General features: G+C 65.7%; 11 protein-coding genes. 6 read left to right on the top strand and 5 right to left on the bottom strand.

All coding sequences use genetic code 11. The annotated features are described in order from the left end of the window. Window positions 1-7 precede the first annotated feature (7 nt). The 5 genes from ACSQ8Y_RS03245 to ACSQ8Y_RS03225 all read right to left on the bottom strand — a co-directional run bounded on the left by ACSQ8Y_RS03245 (window position 8) and on the right by ACSQ8Y_RS03225 (window position 5,100). A complete protein-coding gene (locus ACSQ8Y_RS03245) occupies window positions 8-169 on the bottom strand; it encodes a hypothetical protein (protein WP_436265024.1) in 162 nt (53 codons plus the stop codon). A 361-nt stretch (window positions 170-530) separates the two neighbouring features. After that, on the bottom strand, window positions 531-1,580 hold the full coding sequence (locus ACSQ8Y_RS03240; RefSeq protein ID WP_436265023.1) for a serine endopeptidase: 1,050 nt from the start codon (window positions 1,578-1,580) through the stop codon (window positions 531-533). Window positions 1,581-1,601: 21 nt separating this feature from the next. Beyond that, a complete protein-coding gene (locus tag ACSQ8Y_RS03235) occupies window positions 1,602-3,116 on the bottom strand; it encodes a sensor histidine kinase (RefSeq protein WP_436265022.1) in 1,515 nt (504 codons plus the stop codon). Beyond that, window positions 3,109-3,822, bottom strand: coding sequence for a response regulator (locus ACSQ8Y_RS03230; RefSeq protein ID WP_436269741.1), 714 nt, complete (start codon window positions 3,820-3,822; stop codon window positions 3,109-3,111). The genes ACSQ8Y_RS03235 and ACSQ8Y_RS03230 overlap by 8 nt, the downstream gene beginning before the upstream one ends. 3 nt (window positions 3,823-3,825) lie before the next feature. After that, window positions 3,826-5,100 carry an ABC transporter substrate-binding protein gene (locus ACSQ8Y_RS03225; RefSeq protein ID WP_436265021.1) on the bottom strand — a complete coding sequence of 425 codons (1,275 nt, stop codon included), beginning with the start codon at window positions 5,098-5,100 and terminating at the stop codon, window positions 3,826-3,828. Window positions 5,101-5,424: 324 nt separating this feature from the next. Here ACSQ8Y_RS03225 and ACSQ8Y_RS03220 point away from each other — a divergent pair, with 324 nt between their 5' ends. The 6 genes from ACSQ8Y_RS03220 to ACSQ8Y_RS03195 all read left to right on the top strand — a co-directional run bounded on the left by ACSQ8Y_RS03220 (window position 5,425) and on the right by ACSQ8Y_RS03195 (window position 13,069). Then, window positions 5,425-6,696: a maltoporin gene (locus ACSQ8Y_RS03220; protein WP_436265020.1), complete on the top strand. Its 1,272-nt coding sequence runs from the start codon at window positions 5,425-5,427 to the stop codon at window positions 6,694-6,696. Between the two features lie 45 nt (window positions 6,697-6,741). Beyond that, entirely contained in the window at window positions 6,742-7,983 is a 1,242-nt protein-coding gene (locus ACSQ8Y_RS03215; protein ID WP_436265019.1) for an ABC transporter substrate-binding protein, read from the top strand. Between the two features lie 318 nt (window positions 7,984-8,301). Further along, window positions 8,302-9,225 (top strand): carbohydrate ABC transporter permease, encoded by a 924-nt coding sequence (locus ACSQ8Y_RS03210; protein ID WP_436265018.1) that lies wholly within the window; start codon window positions 8,302-8,304, stop codon window positions 9,223-9,225. After that, the gene (locus ACSQ8Y_RS03205; RefSeq protein WP_436265017.1) at window positions 9,215-10,093 is read left to right on the top strand and encodes a carbohydrate ABC transporter permease; all 879 of its coding nucleotides are present in this window, start codon (window positions 9,215-9,217) and stop codon (window positions 10,091-10,093) included. Before ACSQ8Y_RS03210 ends, ACSQ8Y_RS03205 begins: the two co-directional genes overlap by 11 nt. A 10-nt stretch (window positions 10,094-10,103) precedes the next feature. After that, window positions 10,104-11,255: an ABC transporter ATP-binding protein gene (locus tag ACSQ8Y_RS03200; RefSeq protein WP_436265016.1), complete on the top strand. Its 1,152-nt coding sequence runs from the start codon at window positions 10,104-10,106 to the stop codon at window positions 11,253-11,255. 170 nt (window positions 11,256-11,425) lie between these two features. Continuing rightward, on the top strand, window positions 11,426-13,069 hold the full coding sequence (locus tag ACSQ8Y_RS03195; protein WP_436265015.1) for an Ig-like domain-containing protein: 1,644 nt from the start codon (window positions 11,426-11,428) through the stop codon (window positions 13,067-13,069). The last annotated feature ends 157 nt before the right edge of the window (window positions 13,070-13,226 follow it).

Genomic DNA, 13,226 nt, shown 5'->3' with positions numbered 1-13,226 from the left:
GACCAGATTACAGTTTGAGGGCTAGTTTGCGCCTGAGCGCCGAACACTGCCGGGAGAGGAATTGCCAGAACAGGATGACTGGAAGAAAATAGCCGCGCGGCGTCTCCTTCATGCCGATGATGAAGCCTTTCTTGAAGCCCCGCCAAAACGCGCGCCATTCTTGACTCATCGCCATTCCTTCACTCGTTTCACAATCGAGTATAGCACCCACCAAACGAATAAACAGCCATCGCTCCATAGCAAAAACAGGTGCATCACGCGTGCGAACAGCAGGAAATCAGGCTCGGCCGTCAACAAGGGCAGCATTTGCAGTAAGACTGACAGGCCTGCACTTACCAGCAACAGAACCGTGCACATCGCTGCACCGCCAAGGATGTGGGACGTGAATTTTCCAACGCCCAGCCCAGACGCTTCTTTCTGCGCTATCGAATCCCGGGCCGTTCGCTTAAGCCGTGTTTTGCGACTTCTCACCATGACCCCTCCCCGCTACGAGCTTAACGGGAAAGCCGCGCCCTGATATTGATCTGGCGCTAGGGCGCAGGCGGAGTCGGGGCCGCAGTACCGCAGGCGTGGCAAAAGCGGCTGAAGGCGTTTTTGCGGGACTGGCAGTGGCCGCAGTGGTCGAACAGGCCGATGCCGCAGTGCGGGCAGAAGTCGATCGCGGGGTTCTTCAGGTCCACCTTGCGCTCGCAGCCGGGGCACACTTCCTTGGCCAGCCGGGCCAGGGCGACGTCGTATTGCAGCGTTTCCCGGCGCTTGGAATCCGGCAGCGCCTCGGCGGCCTTTTGCCGCTCCAGGTATTTCTGCAGCGAGACGATGGCCTGCCGCCCCACCAGCACCGTCAGCACGATGCCGACAATGTAGCGCACATAGCCGCCGTAGCTCGGCAAATAAGGCACCAGCTCGACGAAGAAGGCAAAGCCGGCGAAGATGATGAAGCCCCATACGAAGGGCCAGTAAGTGCCCTTGCGCTTGGTCTTGAACAGCCAGCCGGCCAGCAGCAACAGCGGCAGCGTAAGCAGCAGGCGGTAGCCGAACACGCGCAATTCCTGCGCCCGCATCGCCGCGTCGAACGGCGCCTGCGCGGCCCGTTCCAGCGCGTTCCATTGTTCCTGCGCCTTCTCCTGCGCCTGGCTGGCGTCCAGGTGCTGCTGCTGCTGCGCCTCGACCACGGCCAGCGCCTGCCGCTCGGCCGCCTTGAGCGCGTCCAGTTCGCGGGTGCGCTTGATGACTTCAGGATCCTGCTCCGGGCGCGCCGTCACGTTGCGCGTGGCCAGCCAGTTGTCGAAGGTTTCGCGCGCCGACTGGGTGTTGGCGATCGCCACCTCGTGCTTCTGGCGCGCCTGCTGCAGGGCCGCGTTGGCGTCGGCCTGGCGCTGCCCTTCCCGCTTCAGCGCTTCACGCAGCGGCGCCGCGCGCTGCTGGTCCATGAACTGCTCCAGCGTCAGTTGCCGCTCCACGCCGCCCAGATTGCCGACCACCTGGCCGCCCAGCCCGATCAGGAACCACGCGAAAGCAAACGCCACCAGCCACAGGCCGCGCTGGAACCATTTCTCGGACAACCGCAGGGATTTGCTCATGTCGGCCTTTCGGTATGACAGTTAAAGCGGACTGAAGGCGCCGCCGGGCAGCACGATGGTGGCGCGGAAGCCGCCGTCGGGCGCGTTGGCCAGCAGCAGTTCGCCGCCGTGCGCCTGAACGATACCACGGGCGATGCCCAGCCCCAGTCCCATGCCGCTGCTGTTTTGATTTCGGCCATGCTCCAGCCGCACATAGGGCTCGAACAGATCGTGCAGCGCCTCGGACGGGACGCCGGGACCGTGGTCGCGCACCTCGATTTCGATATTGCCGGCGTGCTCGCGCACCGCCAGTTCGACCTGCCGCCCGTAGTGCAGCGCGTTGTTCAGCAGGTTGCCGATGGCGCGCTTGAGCGCCAGCGGCTTGACCGTCACGCTCAGGCCCGAGGCGGCGAACGACACTTCATGGCCGGCCAGCTGCGCGTCGCGCACCATGCGGCCCAGCAGCGCGTCCAGCCTCACCTCGGTCGGGTTCTCGTGGATATCGCTGTCCTTCACGGTTTGCAGCGCTCCCTTGACCATCATGTCCAGCTCATCGAGGTCGTCGTGGAACTCGCTCTGCATCTCCTCGTCGTCCAGCAATTCCGTGCGCAGCTTGAGGCGCATGATGGGCGTGCGCAGGTCGTGCGAGATCGACACGAACAATCGCTCGCGGTCTTCGATGTAGCGCTGGATGCGCAAGCGCATGGCGTCGAAGGCACGCGCGGTGGTGACGAACTCGCGGCTGCCCGTCTCGGGCAGCGCGGGCGCCTTCTCGCCCTTGCCGAAGGCGGTGGCCGCCTCGGCCAGCGCCGCCAGCGGACGCGTGATCCAGCGCACCACCAGGATGGACAGCAGCAGCACCGCCGCCAGCGACAGGGCTTGCAGCAGCAGACGGTCGCGCGTCAGCGGGTTGCCCGTTTCGAGGAAATAGGGGTTGGGCATCAGCGTGGCCAGGTAGAGCCAGTGGCCGGGGTCCATCTCGGCCTGGATCAGCAGCACCGGCGCGGGCTTGGTGAGCAGGATGTGCTGCACCCAGGTGTCCGGCAGGTCGGCAACGGTGGCGCCGTTGTCGCCCACCGGCAGCTTGTCGGGCCAGGCGAAAGCGATGCGCACGTTCGAGATGTTGGGCAGGTCTTCCTTCAGCGTGGCGCGCACCTGCCTGAGCGCGGCGTCCGCCAGCTCCTGCCCGGCGATGGCGCGCACCGGCACCGCCGCGCGGTTGATGTTGACCAGGAAGCGCGTGCCGCCCATCTCGCGGAACTGCTGGATGATCAGCGGCCGGTAGTTCGGCGGCAGGCTGAGGAAGAAGCGCACCGCGCTCGAGGCGCTGTGCGCCAGGTGCTGCGATGCCGTCGCCGTCTCGCTCAGCGACTCCGCGCGGCGCTGCGCGGCCCAGATGAAGTTGCCCGCCAGCTGGGTCAGCAGCACGCCGATCACCATCACCAGGGTCAGGCGCCCCTGCAGCGACTGGGGCAGAAAGCGCGGCAGAACGCGGGCCCGCCAGCGGTCCCGCCAGCGCGCGCGCCATGCCGCCGGCGGTCCTTCCTTCTTATGCATGGGACGCGGTGACGTCGGCCGAGAACACGTAGCCGGCGCCGCGCACCGTCTTGATCAGCAGCGGGTGCTTGCCGCCGTCGTTCAGGCGCAGGCGCAAGCGGCTGATCTGCACGTCGAGGAAGCGGTCCAGCGGTCCCGAGTCGCGCCCGCGCGTGCCTTCGCACAGCACGCTGCGGTCCAGGATGTCGCCCGCGTGCTCGACGAAGTATTTCAGCAGCTGGAAGTCCAGTCCCGTCAGCGGCACGATGCCGCCGGCCGCGTCGGTGACGGTGCGCGCCACCGTATCGAGCGTGTAGCCGACAAAACGGTAGTAGCGCGGCGCGGACTCGCTGCCCATGCCGGTGCGGCGGTGGATGGCCTTGATGCGGGCCAGCAGTTCGCGCGGGCTGTAGGGTTTGGACACGTAGTCGTCCGCGCCCAGCTCCAGGCCCACCACGCGGTCGGTCTCGTCGGAACTGGCGGTCAGCATGATGATGGGCACGTTCGAGCGGCTGCGTACCGCCTTGCACAGCGCGAAACCGTCTGTATCGGGCAGCATCACGTCCAGGATCACCAGCGACAATTCGTCGGCGTAGCGGTTGAACTCGGCCAGGAAAGTCTGGCCATCGTGGGCCAGGCCGACGTCATACTGGTTTTTCTCCAGGTAGGCCTTCAGCAGGGTCCGCGTTTTTTGGTCGTCGTCGACGATCAGGATTTTACGCATGATAGTTTACCGTGATTTGATGAGGGTGCGCGCGATCGTGCCCAGCCTGCGCTGGGTATCGGCCACCGACACGTTATCGTCCAGGAAGTAGCGGTGCACCTCGGCCACGATGGCGTCGCGCACGATCTCCTCGGTGGCCATGCGGTGCACCAGGCTGGGCACTTGCGCCTCCGCGCCGCTGGCGAACAGCTTCCAGGAAGCGCGCGCGCAGCTGTCCATTTTGGCCAGCGCCGGATTGCGCAGCACGGGAATGGAACCCTTGATCTGATTGTAGTCGTTCTGCAGCGCCGGGGACATGATCAGCGCGGCCAGCTTTTCCTGCGCCGCCCGGTGCGGTTCGCGCGCGGCCAGCATGCTCAGGGTGTCGATGTTGTACAGGTGGTAGCGCTCGGTGCCCGGCACGGCGGTGCAGCCGAAGTCCTCGTCCACGTTCAGCCCGCGCGACACCAGCTCGCCTTTGGCCCAGTCGCCCATCACCATGAAGGCGGCGCGGCCGTCGGCCAGCTCGCGCATGCTCTCGTCCCAGCTGCGCTCGGCGATCGGATTGCCCATCCATTTTTTCAAGCTTCGCAAGCGCTGCAGGGCGGTGGCCAGGCGCGGGTCCGTATAGGCGGCCGCGTGGCGGCGCTGGAACAGGTCGCGGTGGAAGTCTCCGCCTTCGATCAGCACCAGCGCCTCGAACAGCGTCGTCACCTGCCACGGCTCGCTGCTCTGCGCCAGCGGCACCACGCCGGCCTGCTGCAGCTTGGCGGCCGCCTGCTCGAACTGCGCCCAGCTTGCCGGCACGGCCACGTGCAGGCGGGCCAGCAGCTTGCGGTTGTAGAACAGGGTGTTCATGCGGTGGATGCCGATGGGCGCGGCGTAGACATGGCCGTCCGACTTGATCGCCTCGGCCACGGTGGGCAGCAGCTGCTTGTCCCACTTGCCGGCGGCGGCCACCGCGTCCAGGTCCAGCAGCAGGTGGAGCCTGGCCCAGTCGCGCACGACGATGCCGTTCACCTGCGCCACTTCCGGCGCGTCGTTGGCCAGCATGCGGCTGCGCAGCACGATGCCGGCTCCCGCGCCGGAGCCGCTCGGGATCATGCTGTCGTGCCAGCCGATGTCCGATTCGGCGGCAAGGCGGGCGGCAATCAAGTCCACCGCCTTGCGCTCGCTGACCGATTTCCACCAGTGCAGCACCTGCAGCGACTCGGCGCGCGCGCCGCCGCATGCCACGCTCAAGAGCAGGCACGCGAGTTGGCACATGGCCTTGCGCAGCGGGTAGAAGGTCGTCTCCGTCATTTTCGAGGCCATTCTGGGATGGCGTTTTGTGTGCCCAGACTATAACCCAAAGCATTCTCGAAACGATGGTAAGAATGCAAAGCATTTTGCAAGGAAGCGTGTGGATTTATTGCGAAGTGTTGCAGCCGCTGCAGCGCAACACACGGGGGCTTTGTAAAGTTTTGTTAGCGGGCACCGTCGCGGAAATTGGCCATTCCCCATCTAAATCAAGCACTTAAGCAAGCCCCAAGCACCCTCTCCGCCCCCGCTGGTATCACATTCCAGCCGGTGCTACTGTCCGTTCCGGTAGCAAAACATACAACACCTAAAAACGGAGACTGCACCATGTTGATGAACAAATTCGTCCAGAAATCCCTGCCGGCCGCCATCGTTCTGGCCCTGTCCTGCGGCGCCGCCAGCGCCGGCGACCACGACGCCGAAGGCTTCCACGGCTACCTGCGCGCCGGCGGCGGCACCAGCAACCATGGCGGCACGCAAAGCTGCTACGGCCTGGGCGGTCCGACCATGGCCTACCGCCTGGGCAACGAGTGCGACAGCTTCACGGAGCTGGGCTACACCAAGGAGCTGGCCAAGGCCGCCAACGGCGCCACCTTCGTCGGCACTTTCTGGGCCGAGGCCTATAAGAACAGCTCCGACTTCGGCGACGCCAAGCTGGGCGTGTCCAAGGCCTATGTCGAAGCGAAGAACCTGCCCTTCATGAACGGCGGCGTGGTCTGGATCGGCAAGCGCCACTACTCCCGCCCCGACATCCACATGATGGATATGCAGTACATCAATATGAACGGCACCGGCGGCGGCGTCGACCGCTACCCGCTGGGCGCAGGGACGATCAGCTACGCCGTCTTCAAGGACAACGACTTCAACACCACCGACCCGGCCACCGGCAGGGTGGTCGACTCGCCGTCCGCGCTGCGGCAGAACATCCTGTACGAAGGCCTGCCCGTCAATACCAACGGCACGCTCGATATCGCGGCCTCCCTCATCTCGGCCCAGGGCAAGGACAAGACCACGCACGACGGCTGGCAGCTGTCCGTGTTCCACCGCCAGGCCAAGGTATTCGGCGGCGACAACAAGATCGGCGTGCAGTACGGCGTCGGCCCGGGCACCGGCATCAACGGCCCGTGCTGCGCGCGCATCGGCCCATCGGGCAGCACCCTGCTCGGCTCCGGCTACACCCGCTTGCGCGTCTTCGACAGCGCCTGGATACAGCCGACCCGCGACTTCAGCATGGAACTCGTGGCCCTGTACCAGCGCGACAAAAATGACAAGGACGGCGGCGCCACCTGGACCACCGTCGGCACGCGCCCCGTGTACGCCTTCGCCGAGAACTTCAAGCTGCAGGCCGAACTGGGCGTGACCCGCCTGAAGACCGATGCGGCGCCGGGCGCCCAGCGCCTGACCAAGCTGACCATCGCGCCGACCATCAGCCTGGCACGCGACTACTGGTCGCGTCCCGAACTGCGCCTGTTTGTCAGCTACGGCAAATGGAACGATGCCGCCACCAAGGCGCTGAACGCCTTCAACAATTCCGGTTCGGTGTACGGCAATGACACCAGCGGCGTGTCCTACGGCATCCACATGGAAGCCTGGTGGTAATCCCGCTGGCAGTCCCTACTACTTTATAAAACTCAGGAGACAAGCATGACATTAAAACCACTGGCGCTCAGCGCCCTGCTGTTGACCGCATCCCTGGCGCAGGCAGCGCCGCAGGTCGAAGTACTGCACTACTGGACCTCGGGCGGCGAAGCCAAGTCCGCCGCCGAGCTGAAGAAGATCATGGAATCGAAGGGCGTGGCGTGGAAGGACTTCGCCGTGGCCGGCGGCGGCGGCGAGAACGCGATGACGGCGCTGAAGGCGCGCGTGATCGCCGGCAGCGCCCCGACCGCCGCCCAGATCAAGGGCCCGGCCATCCAGGAATGGGGGCAGGAAGGCAGGCTGGCCAACCTCGATACGGCGGCCGCCGAAGGCAAATGGGAAACCCTGCTGCCGCCCGTCGTCACCAATGTGATGAAGTACAAGGGCCACTATGTCGCGGTGCCGGTCAATGTGCACCGGGTGAACTGGCTGTGGGTGAACCCGGCCGTGCTGGAGAAAGCCGGCGCCAAGGCCCCCACCAGCTTCGCCGAGTTTTTCGACGCGGCCGACAAGATCAAGAAAGCCGGCCTGGTGGCCATCGCCCACGGCGGCCAGCCATGGCAGGACGCGACCGTGTTCGAATCGGTGGTGCTGGGCGTGGGCGGCGCGGACTTCTACAAGAAAGCCCTGGTGCAGCTGGACCAGGCCAGCCTGACCGGCCCGACCATGATCAAGGCCTTCGAAACGCTGGCCCGCATCAAGACCTATATCGACAAGGACGCGGCGGGCCGCGACTGGAACCTGGCCACGGCCATGGTCATCAACGGCAAGGCCGGCATGCAGTTCATGGGCGACTGGGCCAAGGGGGAGTTCACGGCGGCCGGCAAGGTGCCGGGCAAGGACTACCTGTGCCTGGCGGCGCCGGGGACCGAGAAATCGTTCACCTTCAACATCGACTCGCTGGCCATGTTCAAGGTGAAAGGCGCGGACGACCAGAAGGCCCAGCTGACCCTGGCCAACGCCGTCATGAGCCCCGAGTTCCAGGAAGTGTTCAACCTGAACAAGGGTTCCATCCCGGTCCGCGCCGGCGTCCCGCGCGCCAGGTTCGACAGTTGCGCCACCAGGTCGATGGATGACATGGCGGCCACCAGCAAGACCAATATGCTGGTGCCGTCGCTGGCGCACGGCATGGCGGTCGACAGCGCCAAGGCCGGCGCGATCCAGGACGTGATCGCCAAGTTCATGAACTCGACCATGACGCCGCAAGCCGCCGCGCAAGCACTGGCCAAAGCAGCAAAAACCATGTAACACCCCGTTGTCGTTCCCGTGAAAACGGGAACCCATGCTGCGCGTACTGGTACGCGGCGTATGGGTTCCCGCCTGCGCGGGAACGACAGGGTGCATCAGGAGAACCGCATCATGTCCGCTACACCGTCATCCTCCGTTCCATCAATGCCGCCCTGCGCTTCGGCGGCGCAGGCCACATCGGCCGCATCGGCCGCGTCGACAGCTTCGACGCCGCCGCCAGGGGCCGGCACCCCGCCTGCCCAATCTGTCCAAGCTGCTGCCAAACCTGCGGCAAACGACCGCCCCCCCCATCCTCCGGACGACGACAACAATCGCGCCGTGAGCCGCGCCGGCAGTCGCGCCGGCAGTCGCGCCATCACCCGCTTCGGCGCCCTGGCCGACGCCTGGCTGCCGCGCCTGGTGCTGTCGCCCACCATCATCGCGTCGCTGGTCTTCGTGTACGGCTTCATCGGCCTGACCGCCTGGCTGTCGCTGACCGAATCGCGCATGATGCCCAACTTCGACTACGCCGGCTTCGGCCAGTACGAGCGCCTGTTCGACATCGAGCGCTGGTGGGTTTCCGCCGGCAACCTCGGCATCTTCGGCGGCCTGTTCATCCTGTTCTGCCTGGCCATCGGCCTGACCATGGCCATCCTGCTGGACCAGCGCATCCGCCATGAAGGGGCGCTGCGCGCCATCTACCTGTACCCGATGGCGCTGTCCTTCATCGTCACCGGCGCAGCCTGGAAATGGATACTGAATCCCGGCCTGGGCCTGGAAAAAATGCTGCACGACTGGGGCTACACCAACTTCACCTTCGACTGGCTGGTCGACTCCGACATGGCGATCTACACCGTCGTCATCGCCGGCGTGTGGCAATCGTCCGGCTTCGTCATGGCCCTGTTCCTGGCCGGCCTGCGCAGCGTGGACGACAGCATCATCAAGGCCGCCATGGTGGACGGCGCCAGCCTGCCGACGATTTACCGGCGTATTGTGATCCCCTCCCTGCGTCCGGTCTTTTTCAGCGTGCTGCTGGTGCTCGCGCACATCGCCATCAAGAGCTTCGATCTGGTCATGGCGTTGACCGCCGGCGGCCCCGGCACCTCTTCCGACGTGCCGGCCATCTTCATGTACCAGTTCTCGTTCACCCGCGGCCAGCTGGGCCTGGGCGCCGCGTCGGCCATGATGATGCTGGCCACCGTGCTGGCAGTGCTGGTGCCGCTGATGTATATGGAAACGAAAGGAGCGCGCCATGGCCGCTGATTTGAACCACGACGGCGGCCGCATCACGGCCGGCCGCATCGCCATCTACACCCTGCTCGTGCTGGTGGCGCTGTACTACCTCGCGCCGCTGTACGTGATGCTGACCACCTCCGTGAAGACGCTGGACCAGATCCGAGACGGCAACCTGCTCGACTTCCCGCTGGCACCCACCACGGCCGCCTGGAGCAAAGCCTGGTCGCAAGCCTGCACCGGCGTGCGCTGCGAAGGCCTTGCGCCCTACTTCTGGAACTCGGTGCGGATGGCCATCCCGGCGGTGCTGGTCTCCAGCCTGATCGGCTCGCTGAACGGCTACGTGCTGGCGCACTGGCGCTTCCCCGGCCACAACGTGGTGTTCACGGCGCTGATGGTGGGCTGCTTCATCCCCTTCCAGGTGGTGATCCTGCCGATGGCGCGACTGCTCGGCATGGCCGAACTGGCCAACACCACCAGCGGCTTGATCGTGGTGCACATCATCTACGGCATCGCCTTCACCACGCTGTTCTTCCGCAACTACTACGTGACGGTGCCCGAAGAACTGGTGAACGCGGCGCGCATCGACGGCGCGGGCTTCTTCATGATCTACCGCCGCATCATCTTCCCGCTGTCGCTGCCCATCTTCATGGTGTGCTTCATCTGGCAATTCACGCAGATCTGGAACGACTTCCTGTTCGGCGTCGTGTTCGGCGGCTCGGACGCGCAGCCGGTGACGGTGGCGCTGAACAACCTGGTCAACACCTCCACCGGCGTGACCGAATACAACGTCAACATGGCGGCGGCCATCATCGCCGCGCTGCCGACACTGCTGATCTATCTGGTGGCAGGCAAATACTTCGTGCGCGGCCTCACCGCCGGCGCCGTCAAAGGTTAAGGAGACACACATGGCAAGCTTATCTATCCGTAATGTGCGCAAGGTTTATCCGAACGGCGCAGAAATCCTCAAGGGCATCGACCTCGACATCGAGGACGGCCAGTTCCTGATCCTGGTGGGCGGTTCCGGCTGCGGCAAGTCCACGCTGCTGAACATGATCGCCGGCCTGGAAACCATCTCGCAGGGCGAGATCCGCATCGGCGAGCGCGTGGTGAACAGGGTGCCGCCCAAGGAACGCGACATCGCCATGGTGTTCCAGTCCTACGCGCTGTATCCGACCATGACGGTGCGCGAGAACATCTCCTTCGGCCTGGGCATCCGCAAGGTCCCGAAGGCCGAGCAGGAGGCCATCGTCAACCGCGTGGCCGAGACCTTGCAGATGACGCACCTGCTGGACCGCAAGCCGGCCATGCTGTCCGGCGGCCAGCGCCAGCGCGTGGCCATGGGCCGCGCCATCGCGCGCGATCCCTCGCTGTTCCTGTTCGACGAGCCGCTGTCCAACCTGGACGCCAAGCTGCGCGTGGAAATGCGCGCCGAGATCAAGCTGCTGCACCAGCGCCTGGGCGCCACCATCGTCTACGTGACGCACGACCAGATCGAGGCGATGACGCTGGGCGACCGTATCGCGGTAATGCGCGACGGCGTGGTCCAGCAGTTCGGCAGCCCGCAGCAGATCTACGACCAGCCGGACAATCTGTACGTGGCCGGCTTCATCGGCTCGCCGTCGATGAATTTCCTGCGCGGCAAGCTGGTCAAGAACGACCACGGCGCCGGGACCGGGGCCGCCTTCGCGCTGACACACGAAGACGTGACCACCTATTTGCCGCTGCCCGCCACCCATGCCGCCGCCGGGCACTTCGGCGCATGGATGGGGCGCGAACTGATCCTGGGCATCCGCCCCGAGCACGTCACCGACGCGCTGAGCGCGCGCCGCGCCGAAACGCCTGAGGGCTACCACCCGATGGAAGTCGATTGCACCATCGAGATGACCGAGCCGACCGGCCCGGACACCCTGGCCTTCGCCTGGTTCAACGGCGTGCGCGCCACCTGCCGCACGCACCCGCGCGCAGGCGCCGAGCCGGGAGCGCGCATCAGCCTGGCGTTCGACCTGTCGAAAGCCATCCTGTTCGATCCCGCCTCGGAGATGCGCCTGGGCGCGTGACGCCGCACTGACAGACCGCTGACTTCCCCTTCAGACCGGCCCCGCCGGTCTTTTTTTATCATCCTGCAAATGAGTGCACACTCACCCCGCGCACGATTGCATTGCCTGTTGACCCCGCCGTCACGGTTCGGAATACTGACCAGCCCGACATACAAAGTGATCTCGCGAACATGGCAACCGTCTCCGAAGTACGCAGCACCACCCCTTCCGGCCTGAACCACATCGACGCCCTGCTCGGCGTTTTACCAAACTGGAATTACCAGACTTCCGGCGGCAACAAGCTCTACTACACCTTCTCGGTCACGGCCGGACTCGAAAGCGGCAACAGCGCCATCCTGAGCGCGCCGCTGGCATTCAGCGCGGCGCAGCAGGCCGCCACGCGCGGCGCGATGGCCTATCTGTCCAAGCTCACCGGCATCACCTTCGCCGAGACCAGCGACGGCAGCCTGGCGCAGATCCACATGGCCAACGCCAACATCAGCGGCGCCAGCACAACCGGCCTCGACAGTTCGCGCTACAGCTATTCCTACAACAGCAGCAACGTCGTCACCAGTTTTGCCGCCGCCAGCTACGTCTACCTGGACAATGCCGAATGGGCGGGCATGAACGCCAACCTGAGCGCGGGCACGCAGGGCTACGAAACGCTGCTGCATGAACTGGGCCACGCGATGGGCCTGAAGCACTCGTTCGAAGGCGCGGTCACGCTGCCGGCGGCGACCGACAACACCGCCTACACCTTGATGTCCTACACCCACAGCGGCGGCGCGCACTCCACCTTCAGCCAGTACGACATCGCCGCGCTGAAGTGGCTGTACGGCGGCGACGGGCTGGCCGGTGCGCTGGGCGTCAACTCCACCGGTGGCGGCCGCTACGTCACCGGCACCAGCCTGGCCGACACGCTGACCGGCACCGCCGCCAACGACATGCTGGAAGGCGACGGCGGCAACGACATCCTGAACGGCGGCGCCGGCACCGACACGGCGTTCTACAACGGCGCGCGCAGCGCCTACACGGTGACGCAACTGAGCGCCTCCAGCTGGAAGGTGGCGGGCGGCGAAGGCACGGACACACTGAACAACATCGAACAGCTGCGCTTCACCGACGGCACCGTCGCCTTCGGCAGCACGGTCCTGCCGGACACCACGGCGCCCGCGCAGCCGACGCTGGCCTTCATCAAGGACGGCACGGCGGCCGCGAGCGGCAACCACCCGACCTTCAGCGGCGTGGCGGAAGCCGGCGCCAGGATCGAGATTTTCAACAACGGCACCAGCATGGGCATGGGCACGGCGGCCGCCAACGGCAACTGGAGCATCACGCCTGTGGCGGTCGGCAACGGCAGCTACCACGTGACGGCGCGGGCCACCGACGCGGCGGGCAATGCGTCGGCCGCATCGGCGGCGCAGGACTTCATCGTCTCCAGCCTGCGCAACGTCAGCGGCACGGCCGGCGACGACAAGCTGGCCGCGCTGATGGCCAACAACTACATCGACGGCGGCGCCGGCATCGACACCGTGGTCTACAGCGGCGCCCGCGCCAACTACACGGTGGCCAAGACCCTCTACGGCTACAAGGTGAACGATGTGGCGGGCACCGGCGGCGGCAGCGACCTGCTGGTGCGCGACGAGCGCATCCAGTTCAGCGACATGACGATCACCCTGGACAACACCGGCATGATATTCCAGCCGGCCGGCACCAGCACGGCCGCCGGCAGTAGCACCAGCACCAGCGACACGGCGTTCGACACCGCGCCGGAGCACGAGGTGCAGCTCATCGGTCGCCACCACCACGGGCACGAGCACGGCCACCTCGGCTAAAGCCCTTGCCGCAGCCCGTCAGGGAAGAAACGCTGCGTCGCACAGCTGCGCCATGGTCCAGGGACTCCGATCCGGCAAAGCCGCCGGGTCGAGCCCGGTTTCGCGGACGGCGCTATCTTCTACAGCTGTGACAGCCGGCGGCGAAAAAAGTTCCCTG

Source organism: Pseudoduganella sp. LjRoot289 (genome assembly GCF_964252925.1).
In the GTDB taxonomy this organism is placed as follows: Bacteria; Pseudomonadota; Gammaproteobacteria; order Burkholderiales; family Burkholderiaceae_D; genus Rugamonas.
This window is presented reverse-complemented; position numbering and strand designations above follow the sequence as displayed.